The 21,678-nt window shown below is 62.5% G+C and carries 20 protein-coding genes; 7 read left to right on the top strand and 13 right to left on the bottom strand.

Annotated features, from left to right (window positions below; translation table 11 throughout):
• The first annotated feature begins 81 nt into the window (after positions 1-81).
• Positions 82-894 carry an alpha/beta fold hydrolase gene (locus G8764_RS08190; RefSeq protein ID WP_166163982.1) on the top strand — a complete coding sequence of 271 codons (813 nt, stop codon included), beginning with the start codon at positions 82-84 and terminating at the stop codon, positions 892-894.
• A gap of 156 nt (positions 895-1,050) precedes the next feature.
• Positions 1,051-2,550 (top strand): PQQ-dependent sugar dehydrogenase, encoded by a 1,500-nt coding sequence (locus G8764_RS08185; RefSeq protein WP_166163980.1) that lies wholly within the window; start codon positions 1,051-1,053, stop codon positions 2,548-2,550.
• Positions 2,551-2,568: 18 nt separating this feature from the next.
• Here the strand turns inward: G8764_RS08185 and ald are convergent, their stop codons facing one another.
• On the bottom strand, positions 2,569-3,690 hold the full coding sequence (ald, locus tag G8764_RS08180; RefSeq protein WP_166163978.1) for an alanine dehydrogenase: 1,122 nt from the start codon (positions 3,688-3,690) through the stop codon (positions 2,569-2,571).
• Between the two features lie 239 nt (positions 3,691-3,929).
• Between ald and G8764_RS08175 the strand changes: the two genes are divergently transcribed.
• From G8764_RS08175 to G8764_RS08160, 4 genes are all read left to right on the top strand, one after another.
• The gene (locus G8764_RS08175; protein ID WP_166163976.1) at positions 3,930-4,412 is read left to right on the top strand and encodes an Lrp/AsnC ligand binding domain-containing protein; all 483 of its coding nucleotides are present in this window, start codon (positions 3,930-3,932) and stop codon (positions 4,410-4,412) included.
• Positions 4,413-4,696: 284 nt separating this feature from the next.
• Positions 4,697-5,830, top strand: coding sequence for a paraquat-inducible protein A (locus G8764_RS08170; RefSeq protein ID WP_166163974.1), 1,134 nt, complete (start codon positions 4,697-4,699; stop codon positions 5,828-5,830).
• A complete protein-coding gene (gene pqiB / locus G8764_RS08165) occupies positions 5,817-7,475 on the top strand; it encodes an intermembrane transport protein PqiB (RefSeq protein WP_166163972.1) in 1,659 nt (552 codons plus the stop codon). Before G8764_RS08170 ends, pqiB begins: the two co-directional genes overlap by 14 nt.
• A gap of 120 nt (positions 7,476-7,595) precedes the next feature.
• Positions 7,596-8,261, top strand: coding sequence for a PqiC family protein (locus G8764_RS08160; protein WP_166163970.1), 666 nt, complete (start codon positions 7,596-7,598; stop codon positions 8,259-8,261).
• A gap of 132 nt (positions 8,262-8,393) precedes the next feature.
• Here G8764_RS08160 and G8764_RS08155 read toward each other — a convergent pair whose 3' ends face one another.
• Both G8764_RS08155 and G8764_RS08150 read right to left on the bottom strand, forming a co-directional pair.
• Positions 8,394-8,795: an HvfA family oxazolone/thioamide-modified RiPP metallophore gene (locus G8764_RS08155; RefSeq protein ID WP_166163968.1), complete on the bottom strand. Its 402-nt coding sequence runs from the start codon at positions 8,793-8,795 to the stop codon at positions 8,394-8,396.
• Positions 8,796-8,982: 187 nt separating this feature from the next.
• Positions 8,983-9,510 (bottom strand): CHRD domain-containing protein, encoded by a 528-nt coding sequence (locus tag G8764_RS08150; protein WP_166163966.1) that lies wholly within the window; start codon positions 9,508-9,510, stop codon positions 8,983-8,985.
• Between the two features lie 520 nt (positions 9,511-10,030).
• On the opposite strand from G8764_RS08150, the gene G8764_RS08145 reads away from it, so the two are divergent.
• Positions 10,031-10,546, top strand: coding sequence for an MOSC domain-containing protein (locus G8764_RS08145; protein WP_166163964.1), 516 nt, complete (start codon positions 10,031-10,033; stop codon positions 10,544-10,546).
• 186 nt (positions 10,547-10,732) lie between these two features.
• Here G8764_RS08145 and bluB read toward each other — a convergent pair whose 3' ends face one another.
• The 10 genes from bluB to G8764_RS08095 form a co-directional block, all read right to left on the bottom strand.
• Positions 10,733-11,752 (bottom strand): 5,6-dimethylbenzimidazole synthase, encoded by a 1,020-nt coding sequence (gene bluB / locus G8764_RS08140; protein WP_166163962.1) that lies wholly within the window; start codon positions 11,750-11,752, stop codon positions 10,733-10,735.
• A complete protein-coding gene (locus G8764_RS08135) occupies positions 11,745-12,638 on the bottom strand; it encodes a cobalamin-binding protein (protein ID WP_243748660.1) in 894 nt (297 codons plus the stop codon). Before G8764_RS08135 ends, bluB begins: the two co-directional genes overlap by 8 nt.
• Positions 12,639-12,913: 275 nt before the next feature.
• The gene (locus G8764_RS08130; RefSeq protein ID WP_166163960.1) at positions 12,914-14,014 is read right to left on the bottom strand and encodes an aminotransferase class I/II-fold pyridoxal phosphate-dependent enzyme; all 1,101 of its coding nucleotides are present in this window, start codon (positions 14,012-14,014) and stop codon (positions 12,914-12,916) included.
• On the bottom strand, positions 14,011-15,057 hold the full coding sequence (gene cbiB / locus G8764_RS08125) for an adenosylcobinamide-phosphate synthase CbiB (RefSeq protein ID WP_166163958.1): 1,047 nt from the start codon (positions 15,055-15,057) through the stop codon (positions 14,011-14,013). Before cbiB ends, G8764_RS08130 begins: the two co-directional genes overlap by 4 nt.
• Positions 15,054-15,860: an adenosylcobinamide-GDP ribazoletransferase gene (locus G8764_RS08120; protein WP_207951757.1), complete on the bottom strand. Its 807-nt coding sequence runs from the start codon at positions 15,858-15,860 to the stop codon at positions 15,054-15,056. Before G8764_RS08120 ends, cbiB begins: the two co-directional genes overlap by 4 nt.
• Positions 15,860-16,519, bottom strand: a complete 660-nt coding sequence (locus G8764_RS08115) for a histidine phosphatase family protein (protein WP_166163956.1) — start codon at positions 16,517-16,519, stop codon at positions 15,860-15,862. Before G8764_RS08115 ends, G8764_RS08120 begins: the two co-directional genes overlap by 1 nt.
• Entirely contained in the window at positions 16,506-17,648 is a 1,143-nt protein-coding gene (gene cobT / locus G8764_RS08110) for a nicotinate-nucleotide--dimethylbenzimidazole phosphoribosyltransferase (RefSeq protein ID WP_166163954.1), read from the bottom strand. Before cobT ends, G8764_RS08115 begins: the two co-directional genes overlap by 14 nt.
• Positions 17,649-18,224, bottom strand: coding sequence for a bifunctional adenosylcobinamide kinase/adenosylcobinamide-phosphate guanylyltransferase (gene cobU / locus G8764_RS08105; RefSeq protein WP_166163952.1), 576 nt, complete (start codon positions 18,222-18,224; stop codon positions 17,649-17,651). It abuts the gene before it with no gap.
• 25 nt (positions 18,225-18,249) lie between these two features.
• The gene (locus tag G8764_RS08100; RefSeq protein WP_166163950.1) at positions 18,250-19,557 is read right to left on the bottom strand and encodes a cobyrinic acid a,c-diamide synthase CobB; all 1,308 of its coding nucleotides are present in this window, start codon (positions 19,555-19,557) and stop codon (positions 18,250-18,252) included.
• Between the two features lie 110 nt (positions 19,558-19,667).
• Positions 19,668-21,542 carry a TonB-dependent receptor domain-containing protein gene (locus G8764_RS08095; protein WP_166163948.1) on the bottom strand — a complete coding sequence of 625 codons (1,875 nt, stop codon included), beginning with the start codon at positions 21,540-21,542 and terminating at the stop codon, positions 19,668-19,670.
• Positions 21,543-21,678 lie beyond the last annotated feature (136 nt).

The raw sequence follows: 21,678 nt of genomic DNA, 5'->3' as shown, positions 1-21,678 counted from the left end.
GTTTACGCCGCGCCGAAGCTTTCGCGCGGCGCGCACTGACCAGGTTAAGGAAGTGCAAATGAAATTTCGTGTGATTGGTTTATGACAGCAGCTGTAGCAGAACACCGCATTGACGTCGACGGCGCCAGGCTGCGGGTATTTGACTGGCCGGCTGCCCAGGCAGGGGCGCCGACGCTTATGCTGGTGCATGGCTACCGCGCGAACGCCCACTGGTGGGACGGAATTGTGGCCGAGCTGCGTGGCAGGTTTCGTATCCTCGTGCCTGAGTTTTCCGGTATGGGGGGCAGTGAGTCGCGCAGCTGTTATCGGGATAACCAGGGGGCAATCGATCTGGTGGGGGTGATTGAAAGCCTCGATCTGCAGCTGGACTGTGTGGTCGCCCACAGTTGGGGCGGGCACCAGATGGCCGTGGTTACCAGGATGCTGCCGCATCGCGTCGCCCAGCTGGTCTGGGTCGACAGCTTTTTCATGGTCGAGGTTGACGAGCAGCTCCCCGCCGGTGCCCCCACTGGCAATGCCAGGGTGTACCGGGATAAGGAGGACGCGATTGCCCGGTTTCGAACCTCACCGCCGCAACCTATGCCCGAAGCCTTGCGCCGTGATTTGGCGCAGAAGTCACTGCGCCAGTGCGATGGAGGCTGGGTCTGGAGCTACGATCCGGGCCTGCCCCCACTACAGCCCCGGCCTGATGATGAAGCACTGCTGCGCGACCTTCCGGTCAAGAGCCACTACCTGCTGGCGGGCAATAGCCCGGTGGTGGGCCTAACCCGGGCCAAGCGCATCGCGATGCTGGCCCAATCCGCCACTTTCCAGGTCGTTGCCGAGGGTCACCACCATGTGATGCTGGACGCACCGCAGCAACTACTGGCCGCCCTAACCACTTTGGGGATTTAAAGGGGTCGGTGACAAACAGGAATCAGTTCGATTGTCGTTTGTCACCGACCCCTTTTTATAACACCTATCCACTAGCCTTCCGGCTGCAGATTCACTCTGGGCGCGCTATATTGGCCCCTGTTGGAAACTGGCAAACGCTAATCGGGAGTGGCGCGGATGGGTGGTAGGTTATTGATCGGCCTTGTGGTTGTATTGCTGTTGGCTGTGGCGGGCATCGGGGCGCTGGTGGTCTCCGGCACGATTGCGGTCAGTAGCCTGCCGCTACTGTTGCATGCGATTACCGGCAAGGGCGGGAGTAGTGTTAGCGCCGGCGAAGCCACGCAGCGCTTCACCTTGCCCGAGGGGTTTTCACTCAGCCTCTACGCTGACAATCTGCCCAATGCCCGGTTCCTGCGCTTTACCTCTGCGGGCGACTTGCTGGTTAGCCGCGCCCGGGAGAGCGATATCGTCTTGCTGGAGCGGGATAACGACCGGGACGGCAGCGCCGATTCGGCGGAAGTTTTGCTCAGTGGCTTGAATCGTCCGCTGGGCATGGATTTCAAGGATGGCTATCTGTATTACGCCGAAGCCAACCGGGTCAGCAAAATACGTTTCAATAGCGCCAGCGGGACAGTGGTCGGCAAGCCAGAGGTGATTATCGATGGCCTCAGTGACGACGGCAATCACCCCTACAAGACCATTCGCTTTGGCAGTGACGGCAAGTTGTATTTGTCACAGGGCTCCACCTGCAATGTGTGTGTCGAGGAGGATCCGCGCCGCGGCACGATGATGCGCTTCGACGCCGATGGTAGCAACGGCCAGATACTGGCCACGGGGTTGCGCAACAGCGTCGGTTTTGCCTGGGCGCCCTGGAGTGGTGACCTCTACGCCACCGACAACGGTCGCGACTTGCTCGGCGATGACTTCCCGCCCTGCGAGCTCAACCTGATCGAAGCCGGCGCGTTTTACGGTTGGCCCTGGTACAACGGCAACAATATCGAAGACCCCGATATGGGCGCCGACCCGCAGCGCCGCAAACGCACCCCGGTGGCGCCGGTGCACAGCTTTCGCGCCCACAACGCGCCGCTCGGAATTGCGTTTATCAATGCCAGCGCCTGGCCCGCGGCTTATGCGCGCAGTGCCCTGGTCGCCCTGCACGGCTCCTGGAATCGCAGCGAGCCGGACGGTTACAAGGTGGTGTCGCTGCACTGGTCTGAGTCCGGGATAGAGGAGCGGGATTTCCTCGCCGGCTTCAATCTCGACGGCGACATTGTCGGGCGCCCGGTGGATGTCGCCCAGGGCCCTCATGGTGCGGTGTATATTTCCGACGACTACGCCGGCGCAATCTACCGGGTGGCTTACGCTGAGGACGCTGGCAGTGACGTGCTGGCGCTGAGTAAAACCCCGTCGACACCCACGCCGCTGCCGCGCTGGGTGCGCAAGGCCGACCTGGACAATCTCGCCGCCCAGGGCAGCAGTCTTTATCAGCAACTCGATTGCAGTAGCTGCCATGAACACGGGGAGAGCCCCCGACGGCTGGATCACCTGCGCGGCCAGAAAGACTATGCCAGGGTGCTGGCCGTGCTGCAGTCGCCGCCGCCACCCATGCCGGCATTGCCCATCAGCGAGTTGCAGCGCCGGGCATTGGCGGTGTATCTACTGCGCAAGCCGGATTAGGCGCTGGCTTGATCCGCACTAGGTTGTTTGCAGCGCCTGCTCGGCGGGCGTGTAGTCGTAATCCAACGCCGTCGCCACCGGCTCGTAGGTCACCTGGCCGGCGTGGATGTTGAGGCCATTGCGCAGGTGTTTGTCATCCTGCAGCGCCTGCCTGGCGCCCTTGTTGGCCAGGGCCACGGCAAACGGCAGAGTGGCATTGTTGAGGGCGATGGTGGAGGTTCGCGCCACGCCACCGGGCATGTTCGCCACGCAGTAGTGCACGATACCGTCGACCACGTAGGTCGGGTCCTGGTGGGTGGTGGTCCTGGAGGTCTCGAAGCAGCCGCCCTGGTCGATGGCGACGTCAACCACGACCGAACCTTCCCGCATGGCAGCGAGGTGATGTTTACGCAGCAGCTTGGGAGCGGCCGCGCCGGGAATCAGCACGCCACCGATAATGACATCGGCGTGGGCCGAATAGTAGTCGATGGCGTCGACGCTGGAGTAAGCCGTCTTGATGCTGTTGTGGAAAACATCATCCAGCTCGCGCAGGCGGGTCAGGGAGCGATCCAGCAGGGTCACGTCAGCACCGAGGCCCACCGCCATCTTGGCGGCATTGGTGCCGACCACACCACCACCAATAATCAACACCTTGCCCGGGGCAACCCCCGGCACACCGCCCAGCAGCACGCCGGAGCCGCCCTGGGCTTTTTCCAGGTGGTGGGCAGCGGCCTGGATCGACATACGTCCCGCCACTTCGCTCATGGGGGCCAGCAGGGGCAGGCCGCCGCGGCTGTCGGTAACAGTCTCGTAGGCGATACAGGTGGCGCCGGACTCAATCAGTAGTGCGGTTTGCTGCGGGTCCGGGGCGAGATGCAGGTAGGTAAAGAGTACCTGGCCGGGGCGCAGCATCTTGCACTCCACCGGTTGCGGCTCCTTCACTTTGACCACCATGTCCGCCCGGGCAAAGATTTCCTCAGCGCCCGCGACAATGGTGGCACCGGCGGCGCTGTACTGGTCATCGCCAAAGCCAATGCCACTGCCGGCATTGGTTTCTACGATGACCTGGTGACCGTGGCTGATCAGTTCCCGCGCGGCGCCCGGGGTCAGGCCGACGCGGTATTCATGGTTCTTGATTTCCCTTGGTACGCCGATAAGCATGGTGTTTTCCTCCGCTTGCGCGATTGACTGGATAGAGGTTGATTGCCTAGTGAATGGTGCTAGTTTATAGGGAATGTATAAGTTATATTTTCGTATTTTTTTAACTTTTTGGTTAAATAACCTGAAATATTTAAATTGGCAGGATAAACTTCTGTTGCTGCCTTTGAACGGCTATTGCCGTGAAAAACGAACCACTGCCATGAACAAAGAATCAATGCCATGAACAAAGAATCAATGTCATGAAAAGTGCACTGGAAAAGCTCAACCGCATCGACCGCCATATCCTCAGGGAACTACAGGCAGACGGTCGCATCACCTACGCGGCCCTGGCCGAGCGGGTGGGACTGACCACCACGCCCTGCATCGAGCGGGTCAAGCGGCTGGAGAGGGACGGCTACATAAAGAGCTACACGGCGGCGGTGAACCCCGAGCAACTGGATGCCGGCCTCATCGTCTTTGTGCAGATTCGCCTCGATCGCACCTCCAAGCAGAGTTTCGAGGAGTTTAAAAATGCCCTCATTGATTTACCGGAAGTGCAGGAGTGCTACCTGGTGTCAGGTAATTTTGACTACCTGGTCAAGGCGCGGTTGGCGGATATGGCCGCCTATCGGGTATTTCTGCAGGACACTCTGTTGAGTGTGCCCGGGGTGCAGGGCTCCACCAGTATTATGGTGATGGAGGTAGTGAAGGAAACCCTGGCGATCCCGGTGCCTTACTCCTGAGTTCGGCTCAGGTATCGGCTCAGGTAGCCGCCGCAAGCGCTGCAGCCCACCCAAAGCGGAGCCAAAAGCCGGTTACCAATGCCAGCGGCAAAGCAATAAAAGTGGTGCTGCGAGATTAGGAATTGCTGCGCTATAGGGGGGGTGTTGCAATAAGTATTATTATAAGAGGCCGCAGAGTTTATAGTTGGCGACAGCACTCCGGCAACTGACCGCTGAAGCTCTTGCCTCGATGGTCTCACCACCATATATACTCCACCCTACATGCCCTCGGGGAATCGACACCTGTGCCACAGCTAAGCCCTCGTTTCCGCACCGATTGTCACCTCTGTGACCTGCCGGTGAATGTGCCCGAGTTGAACCACGGGCAGACGGCGCACTGCCCTCGCTGCGGTGCGGCACTGACCCGTTTCCACCGCTCTGGCACCGATTATGTGCTGGCCTTTGCCGTGGCCGGCATGATTTTCCTGCTGGCCTCCGTGCCCTTTGATTTTCTCAGTTTTCGGGTGCAGGGGCAGGAGGATAGCCTCAACCTGCCCGGTACCGTCACCCGCCTGATCGAAGAGGACTTTTGGCTGCTGGCGTTGATCCAGTTCGTCACCATCTTCCTGATCCCGGCCATGATTCTGTGCGGGCTCATCTACTTGCTGCTGCCCCAGGTGCTGGGGCGGCCAGTGCCCGCCGGCGCTGCGCGGGTGTACCGTATCATTCACGGCCTGATCCCCTGGGGAATGGCGGAAATATTCCTGATCGGGGTACTGGTAAGCCTGTTCAAGATCGCCTCCATGGCGGATATCGGCATTGGCCGCTCCTTCTATGCCTTCGTCCTGTTTGCCCTCTGCATGGTGGCCACTCTCTACTACCACGACCAGCAGCAAATGCGCTTGCGGTTGGGTTTGCCACCGTTCCACCATCGCGGTCACCGCCTCAGTGGCCAGCAAACCTGGGCGTTGCTGGCTACTGCCTGTGTGCTGTATGTGCCCGCCAGCATGATGCCGATTATGACCACCCGTATCCTCGGTTACGACAACCCCAGCACCATTATGGGCGGCGTGATCCAGCTGTGGGAGCACGGCTCCTATCCCATCGCCATTATCATTTTTACCGCCAGTGTATTTGTGCCGCTGGCCAAGATCCTGTTACTGGCCTGGCTCAACTACACGGTGCACACGGGGGTGCGGCGCATGCCGGGCGAGCGCATGTTGATGTATCGCCTCACCGAGTTGGTCGGTCGCTGGTCCATGGTCGATGTTTACGTGGTCGCACTGCTGGTCAGCCTGATACACTTGGGCAATACTTTGAGTGTCTATCCGGGGCCCGCCGCCCTGGCATTTTGCGGCGTGGTGGTGCTGACCATGCTGGCAGCAATCACCTTTGACCAGCACCTGATTTGGAATCCGAATAAGCATGAGCGACAGTGACCGTGACGAGCAAGCGCGCGCCGCAGTAGTCAGCCGCGACAGTAACTGGTCGGTCATCTGGCTGCTGCCGCTGGTGGCACTGGCCATTGGTGGCTGGATGCTGTTTGAACAGTGGCGTGACCAGGGCCCGTTGATCACTATCTCTTTTAACTCCGCCGCCGGGCTGGAGGCGGGCAAGACCCGCATTCGCACCCGGGATGTGGAAGTGGGCCAGGTAGAAAATATTACCCTATCCGGGGATGACGAAAGCGTGCTGGTGGAGGTGCGTATTGACCGCGAAGCGGAGCGCCTGCTGCGTGCCGATACCCAGTTCTGGATCGTGTCACCACGCATCGGCCTCAGCGGTGTGTCCGGTCTCAATACCCTGTTGTCGGGGGTCTATATCGAATTGGCTCCGGGCCAGGCCAAAGCCAGGCGGTACACGTTTGTCGGCCTCAACGAGCCGCCAGTGACCCCCTCCAACACCCCCGGCATGCCCATCGTACTGAGCAGTGCCGGTCCGGTCGCCTACTCGGTGGGTGACGCGGTGGTCTACCGCGGGCTGGTGGTGGGGCAGATCGAAGAGGTCGACTTTAACGTCGACGAGCGGGTGGTGTACTACCAGACCTTTATCAAGGCGCCGTATCACCGCCTGATTACCGACAATACCCGTTTCTGGAACGTCAGCGGCATTCGCATTGACCTGACCACCGATGGCATCAGTGTGCAGACCGCCAGCCTGCAATCGCTGTTGACCAATAGTGTCACCTTTGGGGTACCGGAGGGCAATGCGGACGGCACTCCAGCGACAGAGGGCAGCTATTTCCCCATTCACCCGGACTACGCCGCCGCTTCCAGTCCGCGCTATAAGCACGCGGTGGAATACGTATTGCTGATCGATGATTCGGTGCGCGGCCTGCAGGTGGGGGCGCCAGTGGAGTATCGCGGCATCAAGATGGGCGAGGTGCTGGCGATTAACTTTGCCTCCCGCGCCGACGGCATGGTCATGCTCGATGATTACCGCATCCCGGTTCTGGTTTCGCTGGAGCCGGCCAAGGCTGGCTATGCCGACAGCAAAGCCGGCGAGCAGCGCATCAGGGAGCAGACCGAACTTTGGATCAAGGGTGGCCTGCGGGCGCAGTTAAAAACCGGCAGCCTGCTGACCGGCAAACTGTTAGTGGAGCTGCAGCACTACGAGGATGAATCAACCGAGGAAATTGTCCACTTCGACGGCCGCCCGGTAATACCGACCCGGCCCGGCGAGATCAGCCAGCTGACCTACAAGATTGAGGCCCTGCTGGATAAGCTCAACGACCTGCCGCTGGAGGGTACCCTGGAGGATATCTCCGTCACTGCCCGGGAGTTTAACGAAACCGCCGCCTCCACCAAACAGCTTACCGAACAATTACAGCAGTGGTTTAACAAGGCCGAGCAGGAGCAACTGCTGGGCAATTTGAACGAGGCGCTGGAATCCTTCTCCGGCCTGGCAGCAGGTTACGCCTCGGGCTCCAGCGGTCACGGTGAGATTATGGCCCTGGTGGAGACCCTCAATGCCCGCTTGCAGGAACTGCAACCGCTGTTGTTGCGCCTCAACCAGCGCCCCAACAGCCTGGTGTTCGGTGCCGAGCAGAAGGACGATATGCAGCCGAAAGCAAAATCGCCTTAGCCGAGCACGACGTAAGAACGGGCCTCAATAGAGGAACGGGCCAAAACAGATGAGCGGACCACAACAAATGAACCGGTCAAAACAGATAAACGGGTTAAAACCCATCGACAGGAAGCGCCCATGAAATCATTTTTTCTACTGCTGGTGACGGCCCTGTTGCTGAGTGCCTGTGCCAGCGCGCCGCAGCCGCTGCAATACTATGTGCTGGATACCGGCGCCGCGGCCGATGACATAGTTGAGGGTACGGCCGATGACATAATTGAGGGTACGGCTGGGAACATAATTGAAGGTACGGCCGGGGGCCCTCCCGAAGACCAAGCCAGTAATAAAACCGCCGCCGACAGCGGCATTAGCATCAGGTTGCAGGGTATCAAGCTGGCGCGCTACCTGGCGCAGGCCAATATGACCTTGCTGCGCGGTGATCACAGTATTTATTACGCCAGTCAGCACGTCTGGGCGGAACCGCTGGAGCAAGGCTTCAAGCGAGCGCTGGCACGGGATCTGTCCGAATCGGGTGGCATACAGTTATTGCTTGAAGATGAACCGGCGGCCAGGCCGGCGCAGCGGGAATTGCTGCTGCAGATCGATAACTTTACCGCCACCGAGGATTCCCGGGCACTGCTGGTGGGCAAGTTCTGGCTGTTTCAAAAGGGCGAGCTGGTAGTGTCCCGGCAGTTTCAATTTAGTCGCACACTGACCGACGATGGCTACCTGCACGCGGTACAGCAACAGCGGGCCTTGATTGCAGAATTGGCACAATCGGTGCGAGCGGCGGTTGCCGGTTGAAGGTTAGCGGTACCACTGAAAAACTACAGAAAAGCCGCCACTTGCCACTGACAACCAATCAACCCGATGGGCTAATTGCTAGCGGCAAGTGACGGCAGCCGGCTATCAACTGTGGTCACTAGGCAGCGCGATTTATTTGCGTCCTTCGCCACACTTGCCTTCGCCACATTTACCCTCGGCGGACTTCTCGGCTTTACCTTCACCGCATTTCCCTTCGCCGCACTTGCCCTCGGCGGATTTTTTGGCCTTGCCTTCGCCGCACTTGCCCTCGCCACATTTACCCTCGGCGGACTTCTCGGCCTTGCCTTCACCGCATTTACCTTCACCGCACTTGCCCTCGGCGGATTTTTTGGCATTACCTTCGCCACATTTGCCTTCACCGCATTTACCTTCTGCATGACTGCTGGCCACCTGGTAGCCGCTGCCGATGTCGTTCAGGGCGAAAGGATTGCCGGCGTGGGCAGCGATGGGGGCGACCAGGCTGGTGGATACAAAAGCGAGGCCGATAGCGGTTTTGATGGATTTGTTGTTCATTGTTGACTCCTGTTGGGTGGTACAGCATCTGTGGCTTGGATGCAGGAGTTCGCGGTTTGTTACACCTCCGTTCGAAACGTTACGGGAAAAATCCTGTTAGGGGCAGTGCAGAACCAATAGGCAACACCCTGTGTCAGGGCACTCAGGCTCCGCTTTTTTACTGCCCCTGGTTTAGGTTATGCCGCAATTAATCCTGCTCGAAAACCTGGCCGCGTATCTCACCACCACCAAACGTGCTGCTGTGAACATTGACGTAAATCAGGCCCTGTTCCATAGCAAATGCCAGGGCGGCGATATTGTTCACCGGAATGCCGATAACGCTGCTGCAGTCGGAGCCGGTAAAGTCACTGTTGGTCAACCGGCCTCGCACTTCGGCGCCATCAAAGGCCAATGGGCCGGGGCTGACCATGCCAAAGGCCACCGGACCATTAGTACCGGGCAGGCCGCAGTGCAGGTGCGCGCCGGAGAAAGTACCGGTCAGGTTGCTGATACGCAATACCACTACCACCGAGGACAGGTCGGCGGCAAAGCGAACCCGTAAACTGCCACTCGCGGCCGTATCGGTACCACCCGGGACAAACGTCTCACCGTCGAATACAGCTTCTTGCGCTCCGGACAGGAACGCTTCGAACTTCATGACCCGGTCGGCAAAGGCAGAGCTGGATAGCAGTAACAGGGCGGCGCAGGTGGCGGCCCAGAATGTTATCTTTTGCATGATAATTCTCCTTGATTATTGTTGATTCACTTGTGACTAATATTTCCTATAGCTCAACAGTAATAAACCTGCCGCTGTTAACGACTGCTGTTGATCCTTTCCAGCCTAGGAGCTATAAATTTTGGGTGCAAGCATCGCCTTAGTCTAAATCGAAGTGAGGGTAAAGCTGTTTACAACCCTGTGTTAAGGCCTGTCGTCAGCTGTCATGTTTGTTGGCGCGAAGCGATGGTTTGTGGTCAAGTGTAATAGTTTATTGAACGTTGATTTATGCCAGGCGGACCAGTTGATTCTGAGCGCTGCGTGGAAATGTCAGGTCTGGAAGTGCCTGGCAAACGTCCGTCAAGAAATCACGAAAATACCAATTTACTGCCATGCCCGCGAAGGCGGGAATCTACAGGTTTCAAACTTTTGCTGGGTCCCGGGACGCCGCCTGCGCGGGGTAACATAGATAGCGTTTTTGGGGGGCGGACACTGGCTTGAGAATATCGGCTTTGAAAACGTCTGGTTTTAGGGAGATACGATGCGCGGTCAAATGGCGAAATTGCTGGCGACTTTGCCACAGCAGGGCACGCTGGAGCAGATACTGGTGCGACCGGCCCGGGATGTACCCATGCAGAGCGTGGCCGCGGCCCAGGTGCGGCGCGGCGAGGGGTTGGTCGGCGATCGCTTCAAGGGACGGCTGGACAGCAAGCGCCAGATTACCCTGTTCCAGGCGGAAAACCTGCCGGTGTTGGCCTCCCTGTTGCACCGCGAAACACTGGATCCGGCCCTGCTGCGGCGCAACCTGGTGGTGCGGGGTATCAGCTTGCACGCTTTGAGCGGGCGTCGCTTTCGCATCGGCCAAGTGCTGTTGGAAGGGGCGGGTCAATGCCACCCCTGTTCGCGTATGGAGGCCGCGCTGGGGCCGGGCGGCTTTAATGCCATGCGCGGCATCGGCGGGCTCTGCGCGCGCATTATTGAGGACGGTGTGATCCGGGTCGGCGATCCGGTCCGGGTAGAGCCCGAAGGCGACCAGAATGAGGAGGTTAGTTCCTGAGCGGAACCGGCAACTGCCTGCCAACTGGATCTGGTTTTATTGTGAGCCGCCGTTCAATCCGGTTGCGGCAGAACAATTGCGGCAGAACAGTTACGGCAGAACAGTTACGGCAGAACAGTTACGGCAGAACAATAGCGCGGCCGCCGGTTAATCCGGATCGGGCGGCGAGACTGGTGTCGGCGTCAACTACTGCTCCGATTTCAATCCCTGTTTCGGTGTCAAGCCCTGTTCCGATGGCAAGCCCTGTTCCGGCGGCGGATGCTGGCCCGGAAAACCCCGCTGCTCAACCAGCGCCCTGCGCAGTGAGTCCGTATCATCCTGCTGCCCCCAGTGTTCCTCGAACACCAATTGCTCCAGCGGTAAGCGCCGGCTCCACTGCCGGGCTTGCAGTTCCGGTTCGCGGTAAAAGTATTGCACATAGCCCAGGCACAGGTAGGCCACCGGCTCCACCGCCTCGGGTAGCCCGAACAGTTCGCGCAACTCTTCCGGGTCGATAATCGAGACCCAACCGAGGCCGAGTTGTTCGGCGCGGGCCGCCAGCCACAAATTCTGGATGGCGCAGACCGTGCTGTAGAGATCGGTTTGCGGTTGCTGGGTCTTGCCCAGCACCACCGCTCCGTCGTGACTGCGATTACAGGTCACCAGCAGGTTCAGCGGCGCATCGACAATGCCCTGCAAGCGCAGGCGCCGATACTGCTGCTGGCGCTCGCCGCTAAACTGTTGCGCCTCACGTTCGTGGGCGCGAGCAAAGGCCTGGTGCACCCGTTGCTTGGTGGCTGGTTGGCGCACCACGATAAAGTTCCAGGGTTGCGACAGGCCCACCGATGGCGCGTGGTGGGCGGCGTAAAGAATACGCGCCAGCTTTTCCTCTGCCACCGGGTCGGGCAGGAATTCGCCGCGCACATCGCGGCGATTGAACAGCACGTTGTAAAAGCCGGGCTGGCTGCCAGGGTCGGTGTATTGAGGGGCGGACGTACTTTTGTCGGGATGGTTGCCGTCTGGTAAGTTTTCGTCTGGATAGTTATCGTCTGGATAGTTATCGTCTGGATAGTTATCGTCGGAATAGCTTCTGTCGGCATTGCCGGCATCGGTATCGGATCGGTCGGGATTACCGGCACAGGTATCGCTGCGACCGGTATTACCTCGATCTTTGTCGCCATGGCCGGTATTCGCGGTGCCGGTATTGTCTCGCTCGGATTCAGTCATGGTTTTGTTGTGCTTTGGCAATAGGAGTGAGCCGGGCCTGTTGCAACTGTTCGCAGACCAGGTCGGCGCCGTCGAGAATGCGGGTCGAGTGGCGCTGCAGCAGGCTTGGCGGCACAAAGTGCAGCTGGCGTTTTTGCACCGCCTGCAACGTGGGCCAGCGGCGCCAGTGGTCGAGCCACTCGGGCCGCTCCTCACCCATACCGCTGGCGATGATGACCTCCGGGTCGGCGCGCAACACAGACTCTACCCCGACCTCGGGGATCAGGGGGCGGGCCGGGCCGAAAATATTGCGGCCGCCGCAGAGCCGGATTACATCGGCGATCAGGTGGCTGTCGTTCATGGTCAGCAGCGGTTGGTCCCACAGCTGGTAGAACACCGAGACCGTGGCCTGGCCGGAGTAGCGCTGGCGCAGTTGCGCCAGGCGCCGCTGGAACTGCTCGCTGGCGGCATCACCCTGCTGCTGGCGACCGCTGAGCAGGGCAAACTGGCGCAGACTGTCGGCGATACTGTCCAGCGTGCCGGGTTCGCTGACAAACACCTGCAGGCCCAGGGCACGTAAACGGGCGATCACGTCGCCACCGTTGCCGCTGTGCCAGGCGATCACCAGGTCCGGGGCGCTGGCCACGGCGGCTTCGATGCTGATGCGATCGTAGGAACCCACCCTGGGAATCTCCAGCGCCGCCGCGGGGTAATCGCTGTAGCTGACGGTAGCGACGATCTGCGCGCCGGCGCCGATGGCAAACAGGGATTCGGTGATGTGCGGCGCCAGGCTGAGAATGCGCTGCGCCGGTTGCGCCAGGCTGACCTGCTCACCATCGACACCGGTGAGCTGGATGGGATCCGCCGCCTGCAGCAGCCCGGGCCACATCAGGGTCAAGCACAGCAAGGCGAAATACCGCCGCCGGGCAGGCAGGGCAGGGATTGACCTGGCATTGTGTGGCCGAGTAAGGCGCAGTAGAGGAAGCTTGCCAATAAGCAGGCCCAGGCGGTCGAGCTGTAATTGGGCGGGTCGCAGGCGGGCAAATAATGACCGAGCGATGCTCACAAGGCGAGGTCTCACAAGGCGAGGGCTCACAAGGTCAGGGCTTACGACGTCAGGGCTCAGGAGACCAGAGCTCAACCAGCTCTGCCGCCCTACCGGGTAATACAGTTGAAGTGGCTTCACAGATGTTGCCCCAGTTGCAGAAGGATGTCACCGGCCCGATCCCGTTGGCTGCAGTGGGGCAGGCCGAAGCGCAACAGGGCGGGAGCGCTGCTGCAGTCAAGCGTGCCGCTGTTATCGGTTTTGCTGTCGTTGGTTTTACTGTTGCTGTCGGCCTCGCTGCCGGGCCAGGGCTGCAGCAGGCGCAGCAACAAGCCGTGCCGAGCCGCGGCGTCCATTAGCGCCTGACCGCGGGATGGGCTAACCCGAGCACTGACGAACAGCTCGGTGGCGCGCAGTGATAATCCCGGCAGGCAGCGGCCCAGCTGTTGCTGCCAGGCGGCGCTGGCCTCCTGCAGGCGCCGCCGCTGGAGAGCCTGCCAGTCGCTTGCGGCCAGGGCCCGGGCGCCGATCCAGCGGGCCGGATGGCTGACCGCCCAGGGGTCGAGCCTGGCGGCCAGCGCCGCGAGGATCTTTTTGTCAGCCCAGACAAAACCGAGCCGCACGCCCGCCAGGCCAAAGAACTTGCCCAGCGAGCGCAACACCACCAGGTTGTCCACGGGCTCCCCGATCAGGCTGTGCTCGGCGCGGCTATCGATAAAGGCTTCATCCACCAATAACAGGCCGCCGCCCGCCGCCAGTTTGGCCGCCAGCACCAGCAAATCGCTCCTGTCGGCCTGCTCGGCGCTGGGGTTGTTGGGGTTGATCACTACCGCGTGGCGCACTTGCTGTTGTTCCACCAGCGCGAACAGTTCTTCCAGCGACCAGTAAAAGCACAGGCGGTGGCCGGCGCTCTGCCAGCCCAGCGCATGCTCCTGGTACCCCAGCGCCGGCAGCGCCACCGCGTCGCGCTCGATGCAGTCGAGGGCGGGCAGTTGGCGAATGGCAAACTGGGAGCCGGGGATGGCCAGCAGCTGCGTTGCCGGGCAGCCGTAGTAGGCCCCGGCGCAGTCCAGTAGCTGGTCATCTTCTTCCGGCAGCCGCTGCCACACCTCCGGCGGCACCGCTGGCACCGGCCAGCTCCAGGGGCTGATGCCGGTGGACAAATCCAGCCACTGCTCAACCGGGATGCCGTACTCCTGGGCTGCGGCATTCAGGCGCCCGCCGTGGGACAACTTCACCACCAGTCTCCGGGGTTCGAGCTGAGTGCTGGCAGGCTGGCACTGGCAATGGTGGCACTGGGGGCTGCACTGGCACTGCTAGTTGGAGTGGCAACGCTAGTGGTAGCTGTAGTGGCACTGACAGTGGCAAGGACCAGCCAGAGAATCGCCAGCAGCCAGCTGGCGCGCTCCAGCAGGGCGACGCTGCGGTCGATATCATCCCCTGCGGTAGAGACCTGGGCGATGCGGCCACAGCCCAGCGGCGGGCGCCATTCCTGCTGGCCGTGGTAAGTGGCCGGGCCGCCCAGTTGCACTTCGAGGGCACCGGCACCGGCGGCCATGACTACCCCGGCATTGGGGCTGGCAGTCAGGCCCCCCTGTTGTCGCCAGCACTGTAACGCCGGGCGCCAGCGTCCGACCAGGGCGTAAGCCAGGGCAGTGAGACGCGCGGGCAGCCAATTGATCAAGTCATCGGCGCGCGCCGCCAGCCGGCCGAAATACAGGAAGCGGCTAGAGCGGTAACCCCAACGGGCGTCCAGGGTATTGATCAAACGCTGGGCCAGCACGCCGGGGGCGCCAGCCACGACAAACCAGAACAGGGGCGCGATGACCGCGTCGCTGCCATTTTCCAGTACCGATTCCATGGTCGCCCGGGTAATGGCCGGCGCTTCAAGTTGGGCGGTGTCGCGGCTGACGATCATAGCCAGCTGTCGCCGCGCCTGGGCCAGGTCACCGCGCCGCAAAGGTTTGGCGACGGCGCGGGCGTGCTCGCCGAGGCTGCGCAGGCCGATGGCAAAATAGAGGATGAGCACCGAGATGACGGCAGCAGCTGCCGTGGGCAGCAGCGCCAGTAGAGCGCTGAGGAGAAGCACTGGCGCAACCACCAGCAGGATCCAGCCGAGGCCGCCGCGCAGCAGTTGTTGCGCCGGACTGGCGCTGTCCTTATAGAGCACTGCCTCTACCCGGCTGACCAGATGCCCGTAGCCCACCAGCGGGTGCCAGCGGCGCAATTCCCCCAGCCAGCGGTCGAGCAGCAGCGCCGCCACCAGCACCAGGCCGCTCACAGGCCGAGCGCCAGCTTGGGGGCGCTGGCACTGCACCAGGCCGCCGTCAATACCAGCAGCAATGTCTCCTGCAACTCCACCAGGGCGCCGGCTCCGTCGCCGGTAAAACCGCCCAGGCGCTGCAGCATGGCGCGTCGCCAGAGCAGCTGCAGCAGGGCGCCACCGAGCAGCCACAGCAGCAGTAATGTCCACGGTAACAGCAGTGCCAGCAGCGCTGTGGCCAGGCCGGCAGCCAGCAGCACCGTTTGGCGCTGGCCGTGGCTGGCCAGGGCTGAGCCCATCCCCTGGCTACGCACATAGGGGGTGCTGAGGAAGGCCAGTGGCAGCAGGCTGCGCGCTGCCAGCGGCACCAGCCACCAGCCGCTGCTGCTCGCTGCAGGCAACAGCAGCAAGCTCGCCAGGGCGGTAAATTTGAGCAGTAGCACCAGCACCAGTGCGACCACGCCAATGGGGCCGCAGGCCGGATCTTTCATAATATCCAGGGTGCGCTGCCGGTCACCGAGGCCACCCACCCAGGCGTCGGCACAGTCCGCCAGGCCGTCGAGGTGCAGGGCGCCGGTGACCGCCACCCAGGCGCAGAGCAGCAGCGCCGCCAGCAGCAAACCGGGCAGGGGCAACCAGGCCAGCGGCAGTAACAGCAGCGAGAGGATGAGCCCCACCGCGGGGTACCAGTGCAGCGAGCGGCCCAGTGTCGCGGGGGCCAGCTCCTTATGTAGTGGCATGGGAATTCGGGTCAGCAACCCCAGCGCCAACAGCAGGGCCTGCCACTCATTGTAAATACGCTGTTGCATTCTTTCGGCCATCAGTGGCAGTCCCTGGCAGTGGCCCCGGTATGACCGTGGAACAGCAGCTGCATGAAGGCATCGTCAGCGCCGCCGTGCACCTGCAGGCGGGTCAGGGATGCGTGGGGGACCTGGAAGAACTGGCTGGCGCTGAGGGGGGCGTTCTGCAGCGCGGTCAATAACAGGCGAATGGCGCCGCCGTGGCTAACCACCAGCACGTGCTGGCCGCAGTGGGAACGCAACAGTGAGCGCCACGCGCCCATAATCCGGTCGCGGGCTTCGGCGAGGGGTTCGGCCCCGCTCGGGGTGACGCTGCCGGGCAGGCGATAGTAGCGGTCGGCCAGCTCCGGGTCCGCGGCGTAAATGGCGGCGGGGGTCTTGCCCTCCCAGCAGCCAAAATTCACTTCCTGCCAGTCCTGCTCCAGCTGCAGGGGCAGGCCGTTGCGCCGGGCGAAGTCAGTGGCGAAGCTGTGGCAGCGCTGCAGCGGTGAACTGACCACCGCCTGCCAGCCGCCGTGCGGTGCCAGTGCCGCCTGCATTTGCCGGTGACCTTCGGCGGCCAACGGAGAATCGGTACGGCCGCGCAAAATAGCTCCACCCTCGCAGGCGCCGTGGCGCAGCAGGTCTATCGTAGTGACGGCAAGGGCCTCAGGGGCGGCGTTCACCTCAGTCGTCTGCAACGCTGACTCCCGCCTCGGCAAAGGTTGCCATCTCCCCGTGCAAGCGACAGGCGTTTTGCAGCAGCGGCACGGCCACCGCGGCGCCGCTGCCTTCGCCCAGGCGCATCCGCAGGTCAAGCAGTGGCTCCGCCGCCAGGGCTTGCAGCAGCAGGGTGTGGCCGGGCTCCAGCGAGCGGTGGCCGAACAGCAGCCACTGGCGCACCCCGGGGTTGAGACGACAGGCGAGCAGGGCCGCCACGGTGCAGATGTAGCCGTCCACCAGCACTGGCACGCCGCGCTGGGCAGCGGCGATATAGGCACCGGTGAGGGCGGCAATCTCCAGACCGCCGAGGCAGCGCAGGGTTTCCAGCGGGCCGCTGCAGTGGTGTCGGTGCAGGGATAAGGCCCGGGCGACCACAACACATTTGCGCTGCAGGCCGCTGTCGTCGACGCCGGTGCCGCGGCCGACACTGTCCTCGGCATTGACATCGAGCAGGCAGGCTGTGAGCGCGGCGCTGGCGGTGGTATTGCCGATGCCCATTTCGCCGCCGATAAACAGTTGCGCGCTGCCGCTGTTGACGCTCTCGGCTCCGGCTTGCAGGGCGGCTGCGAGCTGGGGCGCGGTCATTGCCGCGGTCTCGCAGATGTTGCCGGTACCCGGGGCCAGCTGCAGGTCCAGCACCGCCGGGTGCTGCTGAATCTCGGCCGGTAACGGCGCCGCGGTGCCGAGGTTGAGCACCTGGAAGTCGGCATCCAGCTGCCGGCTCAGCACCGAGATGGCCGCCCCGCCGCTGGCAAAATTGCGAATCATCTCCACGGTGACCGCCTGGGGAAAGGCGGATACGCCCTCGGCCACGACGCCGTGATCGGCGGCGAAAATCCGCACGCTGCAGCGCTTGAGCTCGGGAGTGGCCTTGCCCTGCCAGCCGGCGAAGTCGAGGGCGATATCCTCCAGTCGCCCCAGCGAGCCCGGCGGCTTGGTGAGCTGCTGCTGGCGCTGCTGGGCTGCGGCTCGGGCGCGCTGGTCAATGGCCGCCACTGGCTGCGTGAGCCAGTTGAAGCGGGCATCGGTGTGGATGTCTGCGCGGGTGTCGCTGCCGGGCTCGATATCGACCCTGGCGCTATCTGGTTGGGAGGTATTGGTGGTCATTCAATCGGTCTCGGGATTGGGGGCCTGGTTGCCCGGTTGCGGCGGCTCCTGTTTCAACTCAAGTGGCAGGCCCGCCACCGTAAGGGTGACCCGCTGGCACAGTTGCGCCAGCTGCTGGTGCAGAAAACCACTGGCGTCGGCAAATTCCCGGCTCAATGCCCCCAGCGGCACGATGCCGGAGCCCACTTCGTTGCTGACGAAAATGATTCGGCCGCGCAGCTGGGGTATCGCGTCAAGCAGGGCCTGGCGCTCCTGTTGCCAGCAGTCCCGGTGCAGGCAATTGCTCAGCCACAGGGTCAGGCAGTCCACCAGTAGGCAGCGGTCTTCGCGCTGCTCGGCCAGCAGGGTGGCGGCCAGCTGCAGGGGCGCTTCCAGCAACTGCCACTCGGGTCCGCGGCGGGCCTGGTGGTGGTGAATGCGGGTGGCCATTTCGGCGTCACCAGCAGTGGCGGTGGCAATATAGACCAGCTGCTGGCCGCTGGCGCGGGCGCGCTCTTCCGCCAGCCGGCTCTTGCCGGAGCGAGCGCCGCCGAGGATCAGTTCAAGGCTGCGTTCAGGCGCGGCAGGCTGTGTCATGGGCGAGCGCTCCGGTGGGCAGGGGTCATTGCGCCTCCCCCTGGAACAGGGCGGCGGCGAGCGGCGGGTTGGAGGGCAGGTACCAGTGCAAATAGGATGCGGTCAGCCCCGCTTGCTGGTAAACCCCCTCGCCCTGGGTGCCATAGGGGTGACGCACGGCGTGCAGTGTCATAGGGGGCGCAGTGTTGAAGGCCGAATAGTGAAAGGTGTGGCCGCGCAACTCGCCGGCGGCAAACTGCACCGCTTGTGAGCCGAGCCCGGCGAGTTTGGGTTGCATGGCTGCGGCGGCGGGAATCAGCCCCACCATTTGCCGGCAGCGGCCGTCGCTGGCGGTTAGCGCCTGGAGCAGGTAAAGCATACCGCCACACTCGGCGACAATGGGCTTGCCCCGGGCGTGGTGCTGTTGAATCGAGGCGTGCATGGCGCTGTTGTCGGCCAATGGGTCGAGTTCCAGTTCGGGGTAGCCACCGGGGAGATAGAGGCTGTCGCAGGGGGGCAACTCCGGGTCGCTGAGGGGCGAGAAGTCCACCAGTTCAGCGCCCAGCTGTTGCAGCAGCTGCAGGTTCGCCGGATAGACAAAACTGAAGGCGGCGTCCCGCGCCACCGCAATGCGCTGGCCCTGCAGCAGTTTGTCGGTGGCGGTAGCGGCCGGGGCCGGGGTAAAAGGCACGGCGGCGGGCAGCTGCGCCAGGGGCGTGGCCGCAATCAGCTCGGCGGCGGCATCCAGGCGGTTGTCGAAGCCGCTGATACTGTCCGGCTGGTGCAGGCCGAGGTGGCGTTCCGGCAGCTCGATCTGGTCGCTGCGCGGCACCGCCCCCAGCCAGGGGATATGGGCGGGCAGGCTGTCGCGCAGCATATTCTGGTGATGCTCGCTGGCGACCCGGTTGGCGACAACACCGGCGAACTGCAGCTCGGGGCGGTAGCCGGCCAGCCCGGTGGCGATAGCGCCAAAGGTTTGGGCCATGGCGCGGGCATCGATCACCGCCGCCACCGGCAGGCCGAAGCTCAGTGCCAGGTCGGCGCTGCTCGGGGTGCCGTCAAACAGCCCCATCACCCCTTCTACCAGGATCAGGTCGGCGCTGGCAGCGGCCTCGTAGAGCAACTGGCGGCATTGAGCCTCGCCCACCAGCCAGGTGTCGAGTTGGTAGACCGGGTGGCCCGATGCCTGTTGGTGAATTTTCGGGTCGAGGAAATCGGGGCCGGTTTTAAATACCCGCACTCGCCGCCCCTGCTGCCGATGGTAGCGGGCCAGGGCGGCGACCAGGGTGGTTTTGCCCTGGCCAGAGGCTGGGGCGCTGATCAGCAGTGCCGGGCAGTGGTGAGTGTCAGTCATGTGGCAGGTTCCTTGGTCCGGCATTGAAATTCCACTGCCGGGGTATTTCACTGCGGCCTATTTCGCTACAGCCTAATGAACTACAGCCTATTGAACTACAGCCTATTGAACTACAACCGATAGGTAACACTGGCCAGCCAGTTAAAGCCGTCCTGGTTGTAGCCGCGGTTGAGACGATAGTCCTGGTCCAGCAGGTTTTGCAGCTTCAGGTTGGCTTCCAGGTTGCTGCTGAGGCGATAGCCCAGGCGTACGGCGGCGGTGGCGTAACCGCCCAGGCGCTGGCTGTTGTCGCTGTTGCTGTAGCGCTGGTCCTGGGCTTTGACTGAAATACCGAGGCTGAGGGCACCGAAGTCACGGTCGGCGCTGAGGTTGAGGTTGTTGCGGCTGCGTTTGATCAGCATGTTGTCGCTGGCGGCGTCGAGGGGTTCGACGTAGGTGTAGCCCAGATTCCACTGCCAGTCCCACAGGTTGGCGCCCAAGGTAAGCTCTGCGCCTTTGATCTCGGCCTTGCTGACGTTGTAGGGGCGCCAGACGAAATCCGGACCCGGAGCCCAGTCAATCAGGTTTTTGACGTCGTTGCGGAACCAGGTCAGGGCCCAGTCCAGTTGCGCGTGGTTGCCCTGCAGGGACAGTTCGAGGTTTTTCGACTGCTCCGGTTCGAGGTCGGGGTTGCCGGCGCTGAAGGGGCCAGCGGGCCAGTACATATCGTTAAAAGTCGGGGCTTTAAAGCCTTCTGACCAGCCCAGCACCAGGCGGTATTGCTCGCTGAGCGTCAGGCCGAGGGCGGCGTTGGCGGTTTCATGGGTGCCAAAGGCCTCGTTGTCGTCCTTGCGGTAGCCGGCCAGCATATCCAGGCGGGCCACTTGCCCCTGGTACTGCACAAAGAGCGCCTCGTTGTCACGGCTGGACTCGGCGTAGTTGGTGCTGGCCTCAACTTCATCCTCGAAGTAGTCATAGCCCAGGGTCAGGGTGTGGCCCTCGGCCAGGGTGAGGTCGTTTTGCCAGAACAGCTGCTCCCGGGTGGTGCGGAAATCACCGGTATTGAGGCCGCTGACGCGGTCCTTGTCGTCACTGTCATCCCGGGCTGTCCCCAGCGACAGGCTGCTGGTCCAGAAGTCGGTGATTGGCAGGCTGCCCTGCAGGTTGATGTTCTGGATACGGCTGATGCTGTAGGGCTCGGTGGCGGGGGAAAAGGCACTGTCGTATTCGTTGCGGTTGTGGCTTTCCAGGTAGCGCAGGGCGATGTCGGCACCGCTGGCAAACTCATAGCCAACGCTGGCGTTAACCGAGCGGTTGCGGTAGCCGTCGTCATCGCTGTTGTTGCCGTTGTCATCGATCAGGTTGTCGAAGCCATCGGTCTGCAGGCGTGAGACGTGCAGGCCGTAGCGCAGGCTGTCCTGCTTGCCGCTGGTGCCGGCGGCGAGTTTGTTGAGGTTGTGGCTGCCGGCCCCGGCGCTGATATAGCTGCCGCTGCTGGCGGAGCCGTCGCGGGTGAATATCTGCACCACGCCGCCAATGGCATCGCTGCCGTAGAGGCTGGAGCGGGAGCCGCGCACGATCTCGATGCGTTCAATCTGGTCCGGGTTGAGAAACTGCACGTTGGCGCTGCCCAAAGTGGCACTGCTGATGCGCTGGCCGTCCACCAGAATCAGGGTGTGGCCGTTGGCGGTGCCGCGGGTATAGAGGCTGGTCTGGGAGCCGGCACCGCCGCTGTTGCTGATGTCGAGGCTGGTGGCCTGGCTCAGAACATCGGTCAGCGCGGTGGCTTGCAACTGTTCCAGGCGGGCGCGGGAAACCACTGCCACCGAGGCCAGTGAGTCGGCCAGTGCCACCGGGGTGCGAGTGCCGGTGACCACGACTTCCTGATATTGGGAGCTGGCAGCAGCGGGCAGGGCGGCACTCAGGCTTAGGGCCAGGCCGGTGTGTTGCAGCAGGCGCTGCAGGGTTGCTCGCGGCGCGCGCGCCGGGCTGTTTGAATTCAACATTTTTTTGGTCCTCAATCTGATTGGTTAACACAAGGATTGAGGGAGGGGTATGAGTGGCGAGCGCCTGAACAGAACCGGCAATTGACCACCGACAAAGCCCTCCGCTTCATCGTTGCTACTCTGCATTGGGGCGATC

The organism is Pseudomaricurvus alcaniphilus, assembly GCF_011440395.1.
GTDB classification, from domain to species: domain Bacteria; phylum Pseudomonadota; class Gammaproteobacteria; order Pseudomonadales; family Cellvibrionaceae; genus Pseudomaricurvus; species Pseudomaricurvus alcaniphilus.
This window is presented reverse-complemented; position numbering and strand designations above follow the sequence as displayed.